Source organism: Pseudomonas sp. PB106 (assembly GCF_009764645.1).
In the GTDB taxonomy this organism is placed as follows: domain Bacteria; phylum Pseudomonadota; class Gammaproteobacteria; order Pseudomonadales; family Pseudomonadaceae; genus Aquipseudomonas.
In genome coordinates this window covers 1-18,462 of the sequence record NZ_RWIM01000208.1, presented here as the reverse complement: position 1 = coordinate 18,462, position 18,462 = coordinate 1, and the positions used below count along the sequence as shown (strand labels likewise).

20 protein-coding genes and 1 pseudogene are annotated in these 18,462 nt (G+C 58.0%); 14 read left to right on the top strand and 7 right to left on the bottom strand.

Annotated elements, in window-relative coordinates; translation table 11 throughout:
• Positions 1 to 90 precede the first annotated feature (90 nt).
• From EJA71_RS25475 to EJA71_RS27410, 7 genes and pseudogenes are all read left to right on the top strand, one after another.
• Complete coding sequence (locus tag EJA71_RS25475; protein WP_158960532.1) at positions 91 to 660, top strand: electron transport complex protein RnfA; 570 nt, start codon at positions 91 to 93, stop codon at positions 658 to 660.
• A 17-nt stretch (positions 661 to 677) separates the two neighbouring features.
• A pseudogene (rsxB, locus tag EJA71_RS27905) lies at positions 678 to 1,052 on the top strand (electron transport complex subunit RsxB); the annotation flags it as partial.
• Positions 1,053 to 1,854: 802 nt separating this feature from the next.
• A complete protein-coding gene (locus EJA71_RS25465; RefSeq protein WP_158960526.1) occupies positions 1,855 to 2,838 on the top strand; it encodes an RnfABCDGE type electron transport complex subunit D in 984 nt (327 codons plus the stop codon).
• Positions 2,835 to 3,440, top strand: a complete 606-nt coding sequence (locus EJA71_RS25460) for an RnfABCDGE type electron transport complex subunit G (RefSeq protein ID WP_158960523.1) — start codon at positions 2,835 to 2,837, stop codon at positions 3,438 to 3,440. The genes EJA71_RS25465 and EJA71_RS25460 overlap by 4 nt, the downstream gene beginning before the upstream one ends.
• Complete coding sequence (locus tag EJA71_RS25455; RefSeq protein WP_158960520.1) at positions 3,437 to 4,006, top strand: Rnf-Nqr domain containing protein; 570 nt, start codon at positions 3,437 to 3,439, stop codon at positions 4,004 to 4,006. The genes EJA71_RS25460 and EJA71_RS25455 overlap by 4 nt, the downstream gene beginning before the upstream one ends.
• The gene (gene nth / locus EJA71_RS25450; protein WP_008079405.1) at positions 4,003 to 4,641 is read left to right on the top strand and encodes an endonuclease III; all 639 of its coding nucleotides are present in this window, start codon (positions 4,003 to 4,005) and stop codon (positions 4,639 to 4,641) included. Before EJA71_RS25455 ends, nth begins: the two co-directional genes overlap by 4 nt.
• Positions 4,642 to 4,747: 106 nt before the next feature.
• Positions 4,748 to 4,924 (top strand): PA3496 family putative envelope integrity protein, encoded by a 177-nt coding sequence (locus EJA71_RS27410; RefSeq protein ID WP_178113747.1) that lies wholly within the window; start codon positions 4,748 to 4,750, stop codon positions 4,922 to 4,924.
• 88 nt (positions 4,925 to 5,012) lie between these two features.
• On the opposite strand, the gene EJA71_RS25445 is transcribed toward EJA71_RS27410, so the two are convergent.
• The gene (locus EJA71_RS25445) at positions 5,013 to 5,639 is read right to left on the bottom strand and encodes a response regulator transcription factor (protein WP_158960517.1); all 627 of its coding nucleotides are present in this window, start codon (positions 5,637 to 5,639) and stop codon (positions 5,013 to 5,015) included.
• Positions 5,640 to 5,950: 311 nt separating this feature from the next.
• On the opposite strand from EJA71_RS25445, the gene EJA71_RS25440 reads away from it, so the two are divergent.
• On the top strand, positions 5,951 to 6,646 hold the full coding sequence (locus EJA71_RS25440; RefSeq protein ID WP_158960514.1) for a hypothetical protein: 696 nt from the start codon (positions 5,951 to 5,953) through the stop codon (positions 6,644 to 6,646).
• A 161-nt stretch (positions 6,647 to 6,807) separates the two neighbouring features.
• Here EJA71_RS25440 and EJA71_RS25435 read toward each other — a convergent pair whose 3' ends face one another.
• Together EJA71_RS25435 and EJA71_RS25430 are read right to left on the bottom strand one after the other, a co-directional pair.
• A complete protein-coding gene (locus EJA71_RS25435; protein ID WP_007916658.1) occupies positions 6,808 to 8,025 on the bottom strand; it encodes an argininosuccinate synthase in 1,218 nt (405 codons plus the stop codon).
• A gap of 129 nt (positions 8,026 to 8,154) precedes the next feature.
• The gene (locus EJA71_RS25430) at positions 8,155 to 9,063 is read right to left on the bottom strand and encodes an OmpA family protein (RefSeq protein ID WP_158960511.1); all 909 of its coding nucleotides are present in this window, start codon (positions 9,061 to 9,063) and stop codon (positions 8,155 to 8,157) included.
• A 160-nt stretch (positions 9,064 to 9,223) separates the two neighbouring features.
• Between EJA71_RS25430 and pyrC the strand changes: the two genes are divergently transcribed.
• A complete protein-coding gene (pyrC, locus tag EJA71_RS25425; RefSeq protein ID WP_007916661.1) occupies positions 9,224 to 10,270 on the top strand; it encodes a dihydroorotase in 1,047 nt (348 codons plus the stop codon).
• Complete coding sequence (gene rnt / locus EJA71_RS25420) at positions 10,267 to 10,944, top strand: ribonuclease T (RefSeq protein WP_016986654.1); 678 nt, start codon at positions 10,267 to 10,269, stop codon at positions 10,942 to 10,944. Before pyrC ends, rnt begins: the two co-directional genes overlap by 4 nt.
• A gap of 74 nt (positions 10,945 to 11,018) precedes the next feature.
• Here the strand turns inward: rnt and EJA71_RS25415 are convergent, their stop codons facing one another.
• Positions 11,019 to 11,621 (bottom strand): peroxiredoxin, encoded by a 603-nt coding sequence (locus EJA71_RS25415; protein ID WP_003227723.1) that lies wholly within the window; start codon positions 11,619 to 11,621, stop codon positions 11,019 to 11,021.
• A 314-nt stretch (positions 11,622 to 11,935) separates the two neighbouring features.
• On the opposite strand from EJA71_RS25415, the gene EJA71_RS25410 reads away from it, so the two are divergent.
• A complete protein-coding gene (locus EJA71_RS25410; protein WP_158960565.1) occupies positions 11,936 to 12,154 on the top strand; it encodes a bacterioferritin-associated ferredoxin in 219 nt (72 codons plus the stop codon).
• Positions 12,155 to 12,354: 200 nt separating this feature from the next.
• A complete protein-coding gene (gene bfr / locus EJA71_RS25405; RefSeq protein WP_095123255.1) occupies positions 12,355 to 12,828 on the top strand; it encodes a bacterioferritin in 474 nt (157 codons plus the stop codon).
• A gap of 172 nt (positions 12,829 to 13,000) precedes the next feature.
• Here the strand turns inward: bfr and grxD are convergent, their stop codons facing one another.
• The 3 genes from grxD to EJA71_RS25390 all read right to left on the bottom strand — a co-directional run bounded on the left by grxD (position 13,001) and on the right by EJA71_RS25390 (position 15,970).
• The gene (gene grxD / locus EJA71_RS25400) at positions 13,001 to 13,342 is read right to left on the bottom strand and encodes a Grx4 family monothiol glutaredoxin (RefSeq protein ID WP_016773402.1); all 342 of its coding nucleotides are present in this window, start codon (positions 13,340 to 13,342) and stop codon (positions 13,001 to 13,003) included.
• A gap of 97 nt (positions 13,343 to 13,439) precedes the next feature.
• Positions 13,440 to 15,545, bottom strand: coding sequence for a molybdopterin oxidoreductase family protein (locus tag EJA71_RS25395; protein WP_158960508.1), 2,106 nt, complete (start codon positions 15,543 to 15,545; stop codon positions 13,440 to 13,442).
• 134 nt (positions 15,546 to 15,679) lie between these two features.
• The gene (locus EJA71_RS25390) at positions 15,680 to 15,970 is read right to left on the bottom strand and encodes a hypothetical protein (RefSeq protein ID WP_027612069.1); all 291 of its coding nucleotides are present in this window, start codon (positions 15,968 to 15,970) and stop codon (positions 15,680 to 15,682) included.
• Positions 15,971 to 16,375: 405 nt separating this feature from the next.
• Here EJA71_RS25390 and argF point away from each other — a divergent pair, with 405 nt between their 5' ends.
• Both argF and EJA71_RS25380 read left to right on the top strand, forming a co-directional pair.
• The gene (argF, locus tag EJA71_RS25385; protein WP_105707129.1) at positions 16,376 to 17,296 is read left to right on the top strand and encodes an ornithine carbamoyltransferase; all 921 of its coding nucleotides are present in this window, start codon (positions 16,376 to 16,378) and stop codon (positions 17,294 to 17,296) included.
• Positions 17,293 to 18,402, top strand: coding sequence for an ABC transporter ATP-binding protein (locus EJA71_RS25380; RefSeq protein WP_158960505.1), 1,110 nt, complete (start codon positions 17,293 to 17,295; stop codon positions 18,400 to 18,402). Before argF ends, EJA71_RS25380 begins: the two co-directional genes overlap by 4 nt.
• Positions 18,403 to 18,462 lie beyond the last annotated feature (60 nt).

Genomic DNA, 18,462 nt, shown 5'->3' with positions numbered 1-18,462 from the left:
CGACGTGCCCCGCATGCCGGTGGGATTTTTCATATCTGGGCGGATACTGCCTAACCTTAAGAGACACCTGCCCGTTTCGCCGACAGAACCATGACCGAACTCGTGCTTACGCTTATCAGTGCTGCGCTGCTCAACAACTTCGTGTTGCACTGGCCGCTGGGCGTTGATCCGCTGTTGGCGGGCAACCGTCGCCAAGTGCATGCGCTGGGGCTGGCGACGTTGTGCCTGATGTTGCTCGTTGGCGTCATCGGTTACGTGATCTGGCATTGGCTGCTGGTGCCGCTGCAACTTGAAGCATTGCGCCTGTTCGTGTTTCTGCCGTTGAGCGTTTTGCTGATCACGCCACTGTTAAAACGGTTGGCGCATTGGCTGCCGATGCTGCCGTTTGAGGGCTTATGGCCGCTGTTATTGTGCAATGCCGGTGTGCTCGGTGTGGCGCTGATCAACGCTCAAAACGCTCAAGGCCTGCTCCACGCAACAGCGCTGAGCCTCGGCGCCGGGCTGGGTTTCTGGCTGGTATTGAGCCTGTTCTGCGATTTGCGTGAGCGCACGGCTGATAACGATATTCCCCTGCCCTTTCGCGGCCTGCCGATCGACCTGATCGGCGCCGGACTGATTGCAGTGATTTTTCTCGGATTCAGTGGACTGATCAAAACATGAGTCTGATACAACGCATCGATGCCCTTCTGCCGCAGACCCAATGCGGCAAATGCGGCCACCCCGGATGCAAACCGTACGCAGAAGGCATTGCCGACGGCGAGCCGATCAACAAGTGCCCGCCGGGCGGTGAGGAAACCATCGCGGCGCTGGCTGAACTGTTGAAAGTGCCGGTGCTGGAGCTGGACATCAGCCGTGGTTCGGCGCCGCCGCAGGTTGCCTATATCCGCGAAGCCGAATGCATCGGCTGCACCAAATGTATTCAGGCCTGCCCGGTTGATGCCATCGTCGGTGCCGCAAAATTGATGCATACGGTGATCATCGACGAGTGCACCGGCTGCGACCTGTGCGTCGCACCTTGCCCGGTGGACTGCATTGAAATGCATCCGCTGCCGCTCGGTACTTTGCCGGTGGTGGGCGGACTGGCCTTCAACCTCGACGAGCAACGCGCCCGCGCCGCCAAACGTGATCACGCACGTCAGCGTTTTGAGCGTCGCAATGCGCGTCTGCGGCGTGAAGAACAGCAGAAACAAGCTGAGCGTGAAGCCCGCGCCAAACGCGCCGCCCACCCTGAGGTGACGGCAACCGACCCGGTGCAGGCTGCACTGGAACGTGTGCGTGCGCAAAAAGCCGCGACCGCCGATGCCGCACTGAAAAAAGCCAAGATCGATCTGGCGATGAGCCGCGCGCAGTTGCACAAGTCACTGAAAGCCTTTGGCCATCCGCCGACGTTCGAGCAACAGTCGCAGCTGGTCGTGCTGCAACAGCAGTTCGAAGCTGCGGAGCACGCTTTGGCCAAACTTGAAGCCAGCGCCCCACCCACTCCGGTCGTCGCGGCGGCGCCAGCAAAAGATGCTGATTTGAAACGGGCGAAAATCCAGTTGGCCATGCGCCGCGCCGAACTGAAAAAAGCGCAAACCGCCGAAGCCGCACCCGAGCAGATCGCACCGCTGGAACAGGCTTTGCGCGATGCCGAACAGGCCTTGCATGATGCAGAAGCGGCAAGCGAACAGCCTTTGCCTGACTTGGTGCGGGTCGAAAAACGCCCGATCGACAGCCAGATTCGCCAGTTGAAAACCGAATTGGCCTACGCACGCGCCAACCTCGACAAACTTGAACGCCGCGCCGACACCCCCGGCGAGATCCTTGACCAGGCCCGCGCTCGCCTGCAAGACGCCGAGCGCCAGGTGCAAGACCATGTCACCCCTTGAAACGTCGGACGATCGCCTGCAACAGGCGATGAAGCTGGTGTTGCTCGCCACGTTGCCAGGGCTGCTGGTGCTGTTCTGGCTGTATGGCTGGGGGGTCTTGATCAACCTGATCGTGGCGGCTGCCACGGCGTTGATCGTCGAGATGATGGTCGCTCGGTTGCGCCGCCAACCGTTACAGCCGACGTTGAGTGATGGCAGCGCGCTGGTCAGCGCAACGTTGCTCGCCGCCGCGTTGCCGCCCTATTGCCCATGGTGGCTGACGATGACAGCAGTGGCTTCAGGCCTGTTGTTCGGCAAGCATCTGTACGGTGGCGTCGGTAAAAATCCGTTCAACCCGGCGATGCTGGGGTTTGCGCTGGTGATGGTGATGTTTCCGCAACCAATGACTCATTGGCCGGCGCACGGTCTCGACCTGACAGCCACTTTTCTGCAGATATTCAACGTCGGCCAGGCGCCTGACGCCTGGGTTCAGGCCACCGCGCTGGACAGCCTGCGCATCAACAAAAGCCTGACCATGGACGAATTGTTCGCGAGCAATTCGGCGTTCGGCCATTTCGGCGGACGCGGTGTGGAATGGCTGAATCTGGCGTTTCTCGGCGGCGGACTGTTTTTGCTGCAAAGACGAGTGATTGCCTGGCATGCGCCGGTCGGCATGCTCGCCAGCCTGTTTGTAATCAGCCTGTTGTGCTGGAACGGTTCGGGTTCCGACTCCCTTGGGTCGCCGCTGTTTCACCTGCTCAGCGGCGCGACCATGCTCGGTGCTTTTTTCATCATCACCGAACCGGTTTCCGGCGCTAGAACGGCGCTTGCCCGATTGCTGTTCGGGGTGGGTGTTGGCCTGCTGACTTATCTGATTCGCACGTGGGGTGGTTATCCGGACGGCGTCGCCTTTGCGGTGCTGCTGATGAACCTGTGCGTGCCGGCACTGGAGCGGTTTGCCGCTCGTCATCAACCACAGGTGAGCCCATGAACCGCCTGGCCAGCGCCTTCACCCTATTGCTGTTGGCCGGCGCCGGCATGGGTGCGACGTATCTGCTGCAACGCAGCAGTGCGCCACAGATCGCCATGGAGCAACGCATGGCTGACAGCCGCAAGCTGCTCGACGTGCTGGCCGCCGATGCTTACGACAACCAACCGCTGGACCAGCCGCTGAGGCTGGCCGATGCGCAGCTGAGCCATAGCACGCTGCTGGGTGGTTATCGCGCGACCAAAACCGGTCGAACCGTCGCAGTCCTGCTGCGCAGCCAGACCGAGGGCTATGCCGCCGCCATCGAACTGCTGATTGCGATTGATGCTGACGGCAAATTGCTCGGTGTGAAAACACTCAAGCAAAACGAAACACCGGCACTTGGCGGGCCCATCGGCGACTGGCCGAACAATTGGCTTCAAGCCTTCAGCGGTAAATCTCGCAACGACCCCCCGGATGCCGGTTGGGCGTTGAAAAAAGATCAGGGCCAATTCGATCAAATGGCCGGCGCGACCATCACTTCGCGCGCGGCCATCAACGCCATCCACGATGCGTTGCGCTATTTTGACGAGCATCGAACGGTGTTACTGGGGGGCGGGACATGAGCCTGGTCAACTCAATGCTGCTGGTGTTTTTGCTGGGCACCAGCAGCTCTCTTTCGGGAGCACTGGGGACGCTGCTGATGCTTGCCATCGTGATGGGCGTTTACAGCCTGGGCATGCCGCCCCTGCGATCGCGCCTGGACACTACAAACACGCTGCTGGCCAGCGTGCTGCTTGCCGCGACACTGACCAGTTGTGCCGATCTGTTCGCGCAACGCTGGTTTCTGGCATGGCATCAGGCATTCGGCCTATATGGCGCACTGATCGCTTTGCAGTGTGTGGTATTGGAACAGCGTGGCTTCTTTCGGCAACCGTTGGCCGACCGCTTGCGGCTTTGCGCGCTGTTCGTCGGGTTAATGCTGGCGCTCGCCATTGTCCGTGAACTGATCGGCACGGGCAGCCTGGGTCGCGGACTGGCCGATCACGGGGCTGGCCTGGTTTTATTCAGTGAAGCGCTGCCGCTGGCAACCCTCATTCCCGGCGCTTTCATTATCTTGGGGCTACTGCTCGCCGCCCGAAAGGCGTGGACTCGCTCGAACTCTCTATCCAAGGAAACGCATCGCCCATGAATGCTGCAAAACGTCTTGAGATATTTCGCAGACTGCATGAAGACAATCCCGAGCCGAAGACTGAATTGGCGTACTCCTCGCCCTTTGAACTGCTGATTGCGGTCATCCTTTCGGCGCAGTCGACCGATGTCGGGGTCAACAAGGCCACCGCAAAACTGTTCCCGGTCGCTAATACACCGGCAGCCATTCATGCGCTGGGCGTCGAAGGTCTATCCGAATACATCAAGACCATCGGCCTCTACAACAGCAAAGCCAAAAATGTCATCGAGACCTGTCGCCTGCTCGTCGAACGTCATGGCAGCGAAGTGCCACAGACCCGCGAAGAACTCGAAGCTTTGCCCGGCGTAGGCCGCAAGACGGCCAACGTGGTACTCAATACTGCATTTCGCCAGTTGACCATGGCTGTCGACACGCACATTTTCCGGGTCAGCAACCGCACAGGGATTGCTCCCGGCAAAAATGTGGTGGAGGTGGAGAAGAAGCTGATGAAGTTTGTACCAAAGGAATTCCTGCTTGACTCGCACCATTGGCTGATTCTGCACGGTCGCTACGTCTGCCTGGCGCGCAAGCCCCGCTGCGGCAGCTGCCGGATAGAAGATCTGTGCGAGTACAAAGACAAAACCTCGGACGATTGACTGGCTATTACATTTACTGATTTATCGATTGAAAAAATCTTTTTTACCCGCTGCAAGAATGTCGATATAAGGAGCGCCAAAGGCATTCTTAGCCGGGAGTCAGCTTATGAGTAGCGACAAAGAGCCACTGGATGTAGATGACGATATCGCTGCAGAAACTGATGACGCCGAACCTGTGGTCGAGGTCGCCAAGACCAATCTGAGCAAACGCCGCACCATCGATAACCTGCTAGAAGAGCGCCGACTGCAAAAGCAATTGGCCGATTACGATTTTGATCTCTGACACCTGAAGCCTCCTGCAACGGAGGCTTTTTTCTATCCATCGGTAGCTGAATGCGATCGGCCCATGACCCCGTCAACCAGCGAAACGCTCAGACCAGCCCATTTCGTTGCGCCAATTCAATCAGATCAACCAGCGAGCGAGCATTAAGTTTCAGCAGCAAACGGGTTTTGTAAGTACTCACGGTCTTGTTGCTCAGAAACATCCCATCGGCGATTTCCTTATTGGTTTTACCCCGCGCCAATTGCTGTAACACCATCATTTCACGCCCGGAAAGGCGATCGACCATATCGGCCTCGCTGGCGTTGCCCAAACTGGTTCTCACGGTATGCAAAGCCTGGTTCGGGAAATAACTGTAACCTGACAGAACCGCTTTGATTGCACTGAGCAATTCGGTCAAGTCTTGTTGTTTGCAAACATACCCCGCGGCACCTGACTGCATGCAACGCATGGAAAAGTGTCCCGGTGCCTGAGAGGTCAACACCAACACTTTCATTGGCATCGCCACTGCACTCAGGCGCGCAATAACTTCCAGACCATCAAGTTTGGGTATCCCGATATCAAGGATGACAATATCGGGCATTTGTTCGCGAGCCAGTTGCAATGCATCCACGCCATTATCTGTTTCTGCAATGACTTCGTAGCCATGACGTTCCATCAGCATGCGTACCGCAAGCCGAATGACGGGGTGGTCATCCACGATCAGCACTTTATTCATGGGCAGGTCCAATTTCGCTGTTCGATTTTTAGAGCCCGCACAATAGCGTAGTCAATTCACTCGTGGGACAGACGGATTCCCTTACACTTGCAGCGAAAGACGCCTCCTACAATCATTGAAGATTATTCCTACAAAAAACACACTTTAAGCGTTCAAAAAGTTTGCAAAAGCACTACCGACACACCTGCACAGGCATCCCTCTTACAACAAAACCCTAAAAACCTGAAACAAGATACGTCTATTCAACGCTTATTTTTTAATATAAACATTAAACTCCGACCACACACAAAACCATTACCAAGAGAGTAAACATGCATAACTTCAAGAACAAAATAAGCAACCCAATGACTGTCATTGCAACATTCGCCCTTATTTCGGAAACGTCTGCCGCTGTATCACTGCCCTTTCTTGAAAATGATGAGCGAAAAATCTATATCTGGTTCTTGATCAGCTTTCCATTTTATCTGTTATTTCTTTTCTTCCTGACCCTTAACTTTAACTATCGCTCGCTTTACGCGCCTTCTGACTTCGCCCAGGACGACAACTTCTTAAAAGCCTTTGATGACGTGCCGGCGAACGACAACCATAAATGCAATTCCGATCAAACAGTTTCATCGCGATTGGATAACTGTGATCAAGGTGCGGAAGCCAAATTTCATTCCCGCCATCCGGGCAAAGTGCCTGACCCACCCGAACATGATATTTCCGAACCACGCCTGTGGTTCGAACATTCCATTGAGTTGCCCAAAACGATGGGCACACTGCGCATCATTGATGTACGCCAGATGAGCACACAGAACCAGTTCGATAAACTGCAGGAGAGACTTCAACGGCTCGCCAAACAACCGTGCAAGTTCATGGTGTTTCTAACCAACCATCCAAGCGACGATTTACTGAAGCAGACGGTACTGCGCCATATCAAACAGACGAAAAAAGGCTTGGGCACGCCGCGCCATATTGCTTACAACGTAAGCCAGCAAACCACTACGATTTTGAGATGGGACTGAGAGGCAGGGTTACGTCTTGAACAGCACACTCGCCATGCAATCAGGATTGACACAACACGCCGAAGAAGCTGACAGATCAAAGTCTGATGAGAAAGAAATGGTAAACAATGGCGGCCTTGCCACTACGACAAGGCCGCCATTTTTTTGCGTGTCTGAAGGACTCAGAACAGTTTGCGGCCTTTGTTGGCAGCAATGCGCATGCGCAGCGCGTTGAGCTTGATGAAGCCCGCCGCGTCGGCCTGGTTGTAAGCACCGCCGTCTTCTTCGAAAGTCGCGATGTTGGAATCGAACAGCGAATCGTCGGACTTGCGGCCAGTGACGATCACGTTGCCTTTATACAACTTCAGGCGCACAACGCCGTTCACGTTGACCTGCGAAGCGTCGATCATCTGCTGCAGCATCAGACGCTCTGGGCTCCACCAGTAACCGGTGTAGATCAGGCTGGCGTATTTCGGCATCAGCTCGTCTTTGAGGTGAGCGACTTCACGGTCCAGGGTGATCGATTCGATGGCGCGGTGCGCGCGCAGCATGATGGTGCCACCCGGGGTTTCGTAGCAGCCACGGGACTTCATGCCGACGTAACGGTTTTCGACGATGTCGAGACGGCCAATACCGTGAGCACCACCGATCTTGTTCAGCGTCGCCAGCACGGTGGCCGGAGTCATTTCGACGCCGTCCAGTGCCACGATGTCGCCGTTGCGGTAGGTCAGTTCCAGGTATTGCGCTTTGTCAGGAGCGTTCTCCGGGGAGACGGTCCATTTCCACATGTCTTCTTCGTGCTCGGTCCAGGTATCTTCCAGCACGCCACCTTCATAAGAGATGTGCAGCAGGTTGGCGTCCATCGAGTACGGGGACTTCTTCTTGCCGTGACGCTCGATCGGGATCGCGTGCTTCTCGGCATAGTCCATCAGCTTCTCGCGGGACAGCAGGTCCCACTCACGCCAAGGAGCAATCACTTTTACGCCTGGCTTGAGCGCATAGGCACCCAGTTCAAAACGCACCTGGTCGTTGCCCTTGCCGGTCGCGCCGTGGGAAATGGCGTCAGCGCCGGTCTCGTTGGCGATTTCGATCAGACGTTTGGCGATCAGCGGACGTGCGATGGAAGTACCCAGCAGGTACTCACCTTCGTAAACTGTGTTGGCGCGGAACATCGGGAACACGAAATCACGCACGAATTCTTCGCGCAGATCGTCGATGTAGATTTCTTTGACGCCCATGGCCTGAGCCTTGGCGCGGGCCGGCTCGACCTCTTCGCCTTGACCGAGATCAGCGGTGAAGGTCACCACTTCACAGTTATAAGTATCCTGCAGCCACTTGAGGATCACCGAAGTGTCCAGGCCGCCGGAATACGCCAGAACGACCTTGTTTACGTCCGCCATGCCATCACTCCACGGGGTTCTACGGAAAGCCGAGGAGTCTACCGCCCAAACGCGATAATTTACAGAGGCGCGACAGCTTAAGACGACAAAGCGACAGAATCTGTCGAGAGCGCGACGATGACCGGCGGGTCAGGAAGTCGCTGCAGTGCTGGCGGGCGTGCTCGCTTGCGGCGCCGGAGCCGCGACCGGCGTGACGCGCGCCAATTTGACATTGACCCGACGGTTCTTCGCGCGATTGGCCGCATTGGTGTTCGGCACAATCGGATATTGCTCGCCGTGGAACCGCACGGTGATCTGCGATTCCTGAATGCCATTGGCTTTGAAGAAGTCGACCACCGCCAGCGCCCGGCGGCGCGACAGTTCCCGATTGGTCAGGCGATTGCCGCTATTGTCGGAGTGGCCATCGAGTTCGATGTGATTGACCGACGGATCGGCCTTCATGAACTCGAGCATCACTTGCAACTTGGCTTTGGCGGCGGAATCCAGGTCAACGCCTTCGCCAGGGAAGCCGATCTGCGACTGCTTGATCTGGTCGAAATTCTGCGGCAGCAATTTCGCCACACAAGCCTGATAGTCGTTGAATGCCTTGCTGAACTTGACCGGCAACAGACGCACTTCCGACACCCGACCGTCGCCCGACGCACGCCGCACCACCGGGCTGCGACCGTCGAGCAGGCCACTGATCAAGCCCCCGGCCTGGGATTGCGAGCTGTTGAACAGCACATTGCCGCTGCCGATTCTGACGCTGCCCAAATTGATGTCGCCACGCCCCGGCTGCCACGGCGCGGCCGCTGCCAGCAACGTCGCCGAGCCACCGCCGAGCATCGCGTTGTAGGCGTTCAGACGAAATATCGCCTGCTCGCCGGCCTTGCGCACGAACTCACCCGAGCCGAAATCGGTGATCGGCTGGGTCAGACGACATTCGAACTTGTCGCCGGCGACCGTCCACTCAATGTTCTCCAGACGGGTCTGGTACGTGAGCGCCATCGCGGGAAGGCTGGCAAACACACTGAGCAAGGCTAAATAACGCTGGCGCACGGGAGGCTCCATTGGCTTCTGAAACACAAAGACCGATTCACACTATGTTTACGGCATACCTACGGGATATCGGAAGCTTCTCGCAAAACTTGATAGCGAGTGCCTGCAAGAGTCTTTTCCGGTAGCATTCGCCTCAGTTTGACCCGCCTGGAATCCCCTCATGTCCGACCGCCTGACCCTGCTGCGTCCCGACGACTGGCACATTCATCTTCGCGATGGTGCCGTGTTGACCAATACCGTTGCCGATGTTGCGCGCACTTTTGGCCGCGCGATCATCATGCCCAACCTGGTACCTCCGGTGCGCAACGCCGCTGAAGCCGATGGCTATCGCCAGCGGATTCTCGCTGCCCGCCCGGCCGGCAGTCGCTTTGAGCCGCTGATGGTGCTGTACCTCACCGACCGCACCCAGCCCGAAGAAATTCGTGAGGCCAAGGCCAGCGGTTTCGTGTACGCCGCCAAGCTGTACCCGGCTGGCGCGACCACCAACTCCGACTCCGGCGTGACCAGCATCGACAAGATTCTGCCGGCGATCGAAGCCATGGCCGAAGTCGGCATGCCGCTGTTGATCCACGGTGAAGTCACCCGTGGCGACGTCGACGTGTTCGACCGCGAAAAGATTTTCATCGATGAGCACATGCGTCGTGTGGTCGAGCGCTTCCCGACGCTGAAAGTGGTGTTCGAACACATCACCACCGGCGACGCCGTGCAGTTCGTCAACGAGGCTTCGGCCAACGTTGGTGCGACCATCACCGCGCATCACCTGCTCTACAACCGCAACCACATGCTGGTTGGCGGGATTCGGCCGCACTTCTACTGCCTGCCGATCCTCAAGCGCAATACGCACCAGGAAGCCCTGCTCGACGCCGCCACCAGCGGCAGCGCGAAGTTCTTCCTCGGCACCGACTCGGCGCCGCATGCCCAGCACGCCAAGGAAGCCGCTTGCGGCTGTGCCGGCTGCTACACCGCGTACGCCGCCATCGAGATGTACGCCGAAGCCTTTGAGCAGCGCAATGCGCTGGACAAGCTCGAAGCCTTCGCCAGCCTCAACGGCCCGCGTTTCTACGGCCTGCCGGCGAACACCGATCGCATTACTTTGGTTCGTGAAGAATGGACTGCCCCGACCAGCCTGCCGTTTGGCGAGCTGACCGTTATCCCGCTGCGCGCCGGTGAAAAACTGCGCTGGCGCCTGCTGGAGGAACACGCGTGAGTGAAGACCATTTCGACGACGAACTGGACGGTCAAAGTGGTGGTGGCGGTTCCCGTCACCCGATGGCAGCACGCTTTCGCGGCTACCTGCCGGTTGTCGTCGACGTAGAGACCGGTGGCTTCAACTCGGCCACCGATGCGTTGCTGGAGATTGCTGCGACCACCATCGCCATGGATGAAAAGGGTTTTGTTTACCCGGATCACACCTACTTCTTCCGCGTTGAGCCGTTCGAAGGCGCCAACGTTGAAGCAGCAGCGCTGGAGTTCACCGGGATCAAGCTCGATCACCCACTGCGCATGGCGGTCAGCGAAGAAACTGCGCTGACCGACATCTTCCGAGGCATCCGCAAGGCGCTGAAGGCCAACGGTTGCAAGCGCGCGATCCTGGTCGGCCATAACAGCAGCTTCGACCTTGGCTTCCTCAACGCCGCCGTCGCGCGTCTGGACATGAAGCGCAACCCGTTCCACCCGTTCTCCAGCTTCGATACCGCGACGCTGGCCGGTCTGGCGTACGGTCAAACCGTACTGGCGAAAGCCTGCCAGGCCGCCGACATCGATTTCGACGGTCGTGAGGCGCACTCCGCGCGTTACGACACCGAGAAAACCGCTGAGCTGTTCTGCGGCATCGTCAACCGCTGGAAACAGATGGGCGGCTGGGAAGACTTCGACGACTGATCCTCGTCGGATAAATCCCGTGCATAAAAAAACCGGCCACATGGGCCGGTTTTTTTGTACCTCGACGTTGCGCCTTACAGGGCAGCAGCGTTCTCGGTCAGGTAAGCCGCAACGCCTTCTGGCGAAGCGTTCATGCCTTTGTCGCCTTTTTTCCAGTTGGCAGGGCAGACTTCGCCGTGCTCTTCGTGGAATTGCAGAGCGTCGACCAGACGGATCAGCTCTTCCATGTTACGACCCAGCGGCAGGTCGTTGATGATCTGCGAGCGGACAACGCCTTTGTCGTCGATCAGGAACGCGCCACGGAAAGCCACGCCGCCTTCGGATTCAACGTCGTAAGCCTTGGCGATGTCGTGCTTCATGTCGGCAGCCATGGTGTATTTCACCTGACCGATGCCGCCATTGTTCACTGGGGTGTTGCGCCATGCGTTGTGAGTGAAGTGCGAGTCGATCGACACAGCGATCACTTCAACGTTGCGTGCCTTGAAGTCCGCCATGCGGTTGTCCAGAGCGATCAGCTCGGACGGGCAGACGAAGGTGAAGTCCAGTGGGTAGAAGAACACCAGGCCGTATTTGCCTTTGATGGCCGAGGACAGGGTGAAGCTGTCAACGATCTCGCCATTGCCGAGTACGGCCGGGACGGTGAAGTCAGGGGCTTGTTTGCCTACGAGTACGCTCATTGATATCTCCTGGTGTAAAAACTTGAAGTTCAGGGTCCGCGCCAGCCTGCCACCCTCAGGCGACAGCCCTGTGACACGAACCCCCTTCGCAAGGGCCGACCATCATACACTGCGTTTTTCGCCTGTCCTTAACGGTTTTTTAAAGGAAGCGGATAACCATGCTGCATTTACGGGGCCAGGCAATTAGCCAGTAAACACCGTTCGTCAGCCACGGCTGTCAATCCGCTGAAGCGCTCCGAAAGCACTTTGACAATCATTCTCGTTAACATTAAGATCCATCGCAATTGAGTCACAACCAGCGACGGTTCTCACTTATGTATGTTTGTCTCTGCACTGGCGTCACCGACGGACAGATCCGCGAAGCGATCTATGAAGGTTGCTGCAGCTATAAGGAAGTTCGCCAGGCTACTGGCGTTGCCAGCCAATGCGGCAAATGTGCCTGCCTTGCCAAGGAAGTGGTCCGCGGAACCCTGACAAAGCTGCAAACCGCCCAGGCCGCGATCCCCTACCCGGTAGAATTTACTGCCGCGTAACAACCCCTATTTCAAAGAACCGGACTTATGTCCGGTTTTTTTATGTCTGCAAATCAATTGCTTAGCGTCTAGACGCGGAACACAAACATTCTTATTCCGATTAATTTTCATATATTATTCAATAACTTAGGTTTGACACTTATAAGTACGAAGCTCAAACTCCGCCTTATATACAGCTATTACAGGGCAGGACTCCGATCATGAAAGGCGACATTACAGTCATCCAGCATCTCAACAAGATCCTTGCCAATGAGCTGGTCGCGATCAATCAGTACTTCCTGCATGCTCGCATGTACGAAGATTGGGGTCTGAACAAGCTCGGCAAGCACGAATACAAAGAATCCATCGACGAGATGAAACATGCGGACAAGCTGATCAAGCGCATCCTGTTCCTCGAGGGCCTGCCGAACGTGCAGGACCTGGGCAAGCTGCACATCGGCGAGCACACCAAGGAAATGCTGGAGTGCGACCTGCGTATCGAGAAGACCGGCCACGCTGACCTGAAGACTGCGATCGCGCATTGCGAAACCGTTGGCGATTTCGGCAGCCGTGAACTGCTCGAAGACATTCTCGAATCCGAAGAAGAACATATCGACTGGCTGGAAACCCAACTCGGCCTGATCGACAAGATCGGTCTTGAGAACTATCTGCAATCGCAGATGGGCGAAGAGTAAGTTAGCGCCCGCTAAATTCGAGACACTAAAAAGCCCCGCCCTCTTTCGAGGCGCGGGGCTTTTTATTGCCCTTTGTGGGAGCCTGGCTTGCCAGCGATGCAGACGCTGCGGTTTTACAGAAAAACCGCATTATCGTTTTTCGCGAGCAAGCCTTGCTCCTACAACAAAAGCATCAGGCTTCGGACTTGTTCGCCGCAGCCGCTTCAACAGCCGCCTTGATGGTGCTTTGCAGCGAACCGTCTGCAGCCATCTCGGTCATGATATCGCTACCGCCGACCAGTTCACCGCCGACCCACAGTTGCGGGAAAGTCGGCCAGTTGGCGTACTTAGGCAGGTTGGCGCGGATTTCCGGGTTCTGCAGGATGTCCACATACGCAAACTTTTCGCCACACGCCATCACAGCCTGTGCAGCTTTCGCGGAGAAGCCACACTGCGGGGCATTCGGCGAGCCTTTCATGTAAAGCAGAATGGTGTTGTTGGCAATCTGCTCTTTAATCGTTTCGATGATATCCATGGAGCACCTCGGCTGAACTTTCCGACTCATGGGTCGGCACGGTGGCGCATTGTAACGGAATCCCGAGCGCCATGCTCGGTCTCCCCGACAGACATGCTCAAGCCGCCGCCACAGTGACCGGTACGCCGTTCAAAGCGGCATTGCCGGATAATTCGTCGAGTTGGCACTCGTCGGTCAGGTCGTTGGCACTCGAACCCGGCTGACCGCTGGCAATCGCCATCTGCACACCCGGCCGCGCATGGCCCCAGCCGTGCGGCAGGCTGACCACACCTTTCATCATGTCCAGACTGCCGAGCACTTCCACTTCAATCTGCCCGACCCGCGAGCTGACCCGCACCAACTGACCGTCGTTAAGGCCACGATTGGCAAGGTCTTCCGGGTGCATCAGCAACTGGTGACGCGGCTTGCCCTTCACCAAACGGTGGTAGTTGTGCATCCACGAGTTGTTACTGCGCACATGGCGGCGGCCAATCATCAACAGTTCATCGGCCGCTGGCGCCTGCAAGGCAGCGAAGCGTGCGAGATCGCCAAGGATCTCTGGCGGCGCAGCCTGCACCCGCTGGTTCGGTGTTTTCAGGCGCGTCGCCAGATTCGCTTTCAACGCGCCCAGATCAATGCCGTGGGGATGATCGAACAGTGTCGCCAGCGAGAGCTTCTGCTCGGAAGCGTCACCGTACAGGCCCATGCGCAAGCCCATGTCGATCATCTTTGCCGGCGGTATGGTCGCTTTCAGCTCCTTGCCGGTCTTCTCGGCAAAGGCCTTGGCCAGGCCTACAAAAATCTCCCAGTCATGCAGCGCGCCTTCGGGCTTGGCGAGGATCGCCCGGTTGAAGCGGGTGACGTTGCGCACCGCGAACAGGTTGAACGTGGTGTCGTAGTGATCATTCTCCAGCGCCGACGTCGACGGCAGGATCAGGTCGGCGTAACGCGTGGTTTCGTTGATGTACAGGTCGATGCTGACCATGAACTCCAGGCCGTCCAGCGCCTGTTCCAGCTGTCGCCCGTTCGGCGTCGACAACACCGGGTTGCCGGCCACAGTGATCAACGCGCGGATCTGGCCTTCGCCATCGGTGAGCATCTCTTCGGCGAGCGCCGAAACCGGTAACTCGCCACCGTACTCGGGACGCCCGGAAACCCGGCTCTGCCACTTGTTGAAATGCCCGCCCGAGGTTGACGCCACCAGATCCACAGCTGGCTCGGTGCACAACGCGCCACCGACCCGATCAAGGTTGCCGGTAACCAGATTGATCAACTGCACGACCCAATGACACAACGTGCCGAAGGCCTGGGTTGAAACGCCCATGCGCCCATAGCAGACCGCACTCGGTGCGGCGGCGAAATCACGGGCCAATTGACGGATCTGCTCGGCAGGCACGGCACATAACGAGCTCATGGTTTCAGCGGTGAACGCAGCGACGGCGGCGCGCACCTCATCCAGCCCATCGACCGGCAAGTGACTGTCACGGGTCAGCCCTTCGCTAAACAAAGTGTTGAGCACGCCAAACAACAACGCCGCATCACCACCAGGGCGCACGAACAAATGCTGATCGGCCATCGCCGCGGTCTCGCTGCGCCGTGGATCGACCACCACCACTTTGCCGCCGCGCGCCTGGATCGCCTTCAGGCGTTTCTCGACATCGGGCACGGTCATGATGCTGCCGTTGGAGGCCAGTGGATTGCCGCCGAGGATCAGCATGAAATCGGTGTGATCGATGTCCGGAATCGGCAGCAGCAGGCCGTGGCCGTACATCAGGTAGCTGCTCAGGTGGTGCGGCAACTGATCGACCGAGGTCGCGGAAAAACGATTTCGGGTTTTCAACAATCCGAGGAAATAGTTGCTGTGGGTCATCAACCCGTAGTTGTGCACACTGGGATTGCCTTGATAGACCGCCACAGCGTTTTGGCCATGACGTTCCTGAATCGCCGCCAGTTTTTCGGCCACCAGCGCAAACGCCTCATCCCATTCGATCGGCAGCCACTCGCTGCCAACCCGACGCATTGGCTGACGCAAGCGATCCGGATCGTTCTGGATATCCTGCAGCGCCACCGCTTTGGGGCAGATGTGGCCACGGCTGAAGGTGTCGAGAGCATCACCCTTGATCGAGGTAATCGCGACATTGCCATCAGTCTCGGTGGTCTCGATGGTCAGGCCGCAAATGGCTTCACACAGGTGGCAGGCACGGTGGTGGAGAGTCTTGGTCATGGCCAGTCTCTGTCTTGTTCTGGGCGGGCAATCACGCCCGCGGGAACAAAACTATGGCCCCGGCGCAGGTCTGGCGCCAGCGACGTTCGTCTTGTGAATCGAGGCCTATCAGGTGGGCCGATAGGACGGCACGATCAGTTCGATGGCAGCTGTGGCGGTGCTGCCAACTGGATTTCCTGGATGGTTTCGATCTGCTCGTGGGCGACGTGCACGCCGGTGAGTTCGCCGATCAACCGCCAGTGCTCGTCGAGCCCGGCGCTGATGGTGGCCATGCGGTCGATCATATGGCGGCCGGCAGTCTTCACCACTTCGTCTTCGCTGCGCAGCAACTCGAACGACATTGAAGTGACTGAGGCGGTGAGATGGGTCAGGGAACGAGCCGTGTGGCCCAGCAATTCCATTAACAGTTTTTCTTTCGATTCCATGCGGAGGCTTCCTGCGTCGCTCGAAACTTATTTATAACTCAGCACTTTGCTTTAGCAAATGTTTCAGGTCGACCATCCGACCAAGCGAATGCGCCACCACCGCCTCGCAAACCGACCAAAGCCTTGCCATCCCCGTCTTGGTGCATTGCCAAGCCCCGGGAGGCCAGTGTACAAAGAGGCTCGCTACTGTCCTGAACCCGGCTTCAAATGCGCGACCGCAACATCCAGTGCGCCCTCAGAATCCCGCAAAAACCGTAGCCTATTGGCGTAACGCGACATTTAGTGTCAATATCGCGCCTCCCCCTATTTCCGTCGCCCCGTGCGGCTTACGCCGCAGGTCTCGCCCGTTGTTCCGTTAAACAAGGCTTTGAGCATCTGCGGTTTGTAGCAAAAAGGTAGTCAATGATGAGCGCAAGGCACTTTCTCTCCCTGATGGATTGCACGCCCGAAGAGCTGGTCAGCGTGATCCGTCGAGGCGTTGAGCTCAAGGACCTGCGTAACCGCGGCGTACTGTTCGAGCCTCTGAAAAACCGCGTGCTGGGCATGATCTTCGAAAAGTCCTCGACCCGTACCCGGATCTCGTTCGAGGCCGGCATGATCCAGCTCGGCGGCCAGGCGATCTTCCTCTCGCCGCGCGACACTCAACTGGGCCGTGGCGAGCCGATCGGCGACTGCGCCATCGTCATGTCGAGCATGCTCGATGCAGTGATGATCCGTACCTTTGCCCACAGCACCCTTACCGAATTCGCCGCCAACTCGCGCGTGCCGGTGATCAACGGCCTGTCCGATGACCTGCACCCGTGCCAGTTGCTGGCCGACATGCAGACTTTCCTTGAACACCGTGGCTCGATCCAAGGCAAAACCGTGGCCTGGATCGGCGACGGCAACAACATGTGCAACAGCTATATAGAAGCGGCGATCCAGTTCGACTTCCAGCTGCGCGTCGCTTGCCCGCAAGGCTACGAGCCCAATCCCGAGTTCGTGGCCAAGGCTGGCGATCGCGTGACCATCGTCCGCGACCCGCAAGATGCCGTGCGCGGCGCGCATCTGGTGAGCACCGATGTCTGGACTTCGATGGGTCAGGAAGAGGAAACTGCCAAGCGCCTCAAGCTGTTCGCCCCGTTCCAGGTCAACCGTGCCCTGCTCGACCTCGCTGCCGAGGACGTGCTGTTCATGCACTGTTTGCCTGCGCACCGTGGCGAAGAAATCAGCCTCGACCTGCTTGATGACCCGCGCTCCGTCGCCTGGGATCAGGCAGAAAACCGTCTCCACGCACAGAAGGCCCTGCTCGAGTTCCTCGTTGAACCGGCATATCACCACGCATGAGCCATGAATTACTGCTGAACCTGCGCAACCTCGCTTGCGGTTATCAAGATCAACGTGTGGTGCAGAACCTCAATCTGCACCTCAACGCCGGTGACATCGGCTGCCTGCTCGGTTCGTCCGGCTGCGGCAAGACCACCACCCTGCGCGCCATTGCCGGTTTCGAGCCGGTGCACGAAGGTGAGATCACCCTCGGTGGCGAAACCATTTCCCGCGCCGGTTTCACTTTGGCGCCGGAGAAACGCCGGATCGGCATGGTGTTCCAGGACTACGCGCTGTTCCCGCACCTGAGCGTTGCGGACAACATCGCCTTCGGCATTCGCAAGCACCCGAACAAGGCGCGCGTCACCGAAGAGCTGCTGGAACTGGTCAACCTGAAAAACCTCGGCAAGCGCTTTCCTCACGAGTTGTCCGGCGGCCAGCAGCAGCGTGTCGCTCTCGCCCGCGCGTTGGCACCGGAGCCGCAGCTGCTGCTGCTCGACGAACCCTTCTCCAACCTCGATGGCGAATTGCGCCGCAAACTCAGCCATGAGGTGCGCGACATTCTCAAGGCCCGTGGCACCAGCGCGATTCTGGTGACTCACGACCAGGAAGAGGCCTTTGCCGTCAGCGATCACGTTGGTGTGTTCAAGGAAGGTCGACTGGAACAGTGGGACACGCCGTACAACCTCTATCACGAACCGGCCACGCCGTTTGTGGCGAGCTTTATCGGTCAGGGCTACTTCATTCGCGGCCAGCTCGGCAGCCCGGAATCGGTGCAGACGGAACTCGGCCTGTTGCGCGGCAATCGCGCGTACGGGTGGCCGATTGGCGGCGCGGTGGATGTGTTGCTGCGCCCGGATGACATTATTTATGCACCGGACAGCGCGCTGAAAGCACGTATCGTCGGCAAGACGTTCCTCGGGGCTTCGACGTTGTATCGCCTGCAATTGCCGACCGGTGCACAGCTGGAATCGATTTTCCCCAGCCATGCCGATCATCAGGTGGGGGCAGAGGTGGGGATTCGGGTGGCCGCTGAACACTTGGTGTTATTCCAGGCCTGCGGCAGCACCGCTGCACACATCCCGGCGGTGGAAAACGGCGTCCGCCGCTACAGCACCGCGCTTTAAAGATCAAAAGATCAAAAGATCGCAGCCTTCGGCAGCTCCTACAGGGATCAATGTAGGAGC

Bases quoted from the DNA above. Each gene is read 5' to 3' on its own strand.
- EJA71_RS25380 (WP_158960505.1), top strand. From the start codon at position 17,293: ATGAGCCATGAATTACTGCTGAACCTGCGCAACCTCGCTTGCGGTTAT.
- EJA71_RS25465 (WP_158960526.1), top strand. From the start codon at position 1,855: ATGTCACCCCTTGAAACGTCGGACGATCGCCTGCAACAGGCGATGAAG.
- argF (WP_105707129.1), top strand. From the start codon at position 16,376: ATGAGCGCAAGGCACTTTCTCTCCCTGATGGATTGCACGCCCGAAGAG.
- EJA71_RS25445 (WP_158960517.1), bottom strand. From the start codon at position 5,639: ATGAATAAAGTGCTGATCGTGGATGACCACCCCGTCATTCGGCTTGCG.
- pyrC (WP_007916661.1), top strand. From the start codon at position 9,224: ATGTCCGACCGCCTGACCCTGCTGCGTCCCGACGACTGGCACATTCAT.
- EJA71_RS25460 (WP_158960523.1), top strand. From the start codon at position 2,835: ATGAACCGCCTGGCCAGCGCCTTCACCCTATTGCTGTTGGCCGGCGCC.
- EJA71_RS27410 (WP_178113747.1), top strand. From the start codon at position 4,748: ATGAGTAGCGACAAAGAGCCACTGGATGTAGATGACGATATCGCTGCA.
- EJA71_RS25415 (WP_003227723.1), bottom strand. From the start codon at position 11,621: ATGAGCGTACTCGTAGGCAAACAAGCCCCTGACTTCACCGTCCCGGCC.
- EJA71_RS25475 (WP_158960532.1), top strand. From the start codon at position 91: ATGACCGAACTCGTGCTTACGCTTATCAGTGCTGCGCTGCTCAACAAC.
- EJA71_RS25410 (WP_158960565.1), top strand. From the start codon at position 11,936: ATGTATGTTTGTCTCTGCACTGGCGTCACCGACGGACAGATCCGCGAA.
- EJA71_RS25395 (WP_158960508.1), bottom strand. From the start codon at position 15,545: ATGACCAAGACTCTCCACCACCGTGCCTGCCACCTGTGTGAAGCCATT.
- EJA71_RS25440 (WP_158960514.1), top strand. From the start codon at position 5,951: ATGCATAACTTCAAGAACAAAATAAGCAACCCAATGACTGTCATTGCA.
- EJA71_RS25390 (WP_027612069.1), bottom strand. From the start codon at position 15,970: ATGGAATCGAAAGAAAAACTGTTAATGGAATTGCTGGGCCACACGGCT.
- grxD (WP_016773402.1), bottom strand. From the start codon at position 13,342: ATGGATATCATCGAAACGATTAAAGAGCAGATTGCCAACAACACCATT.
- EJA71_RS25435 (WP_007916658.1), bottom strand. From the start codon at position 8,025: ATGGCGGACGTAAACAAGGTCGTTCTGGCGTATTCCGGCGGCCTGGAC.
- EJA71_RS25455 (WP_158960520.1), top strand. From the start codon at position 3,437: ATGAGCCTGGTCAACTCAATGCTGCTGGTGTTTTTGCTGGGCACCAGC.
- nth (WP_008079405.1), top strand. From the start codon at position 4,003: ATGAATGCTGCAAAACGTCTTGAGATATTTCGCAGACTGCATGAAGAC.
- bfr (WP_095123255.1), top strand. From the start codon at position 12,355: ATGAAAGGCGACATTACAGTCATCCAGCATCTCAACAAGATCCTTGCC.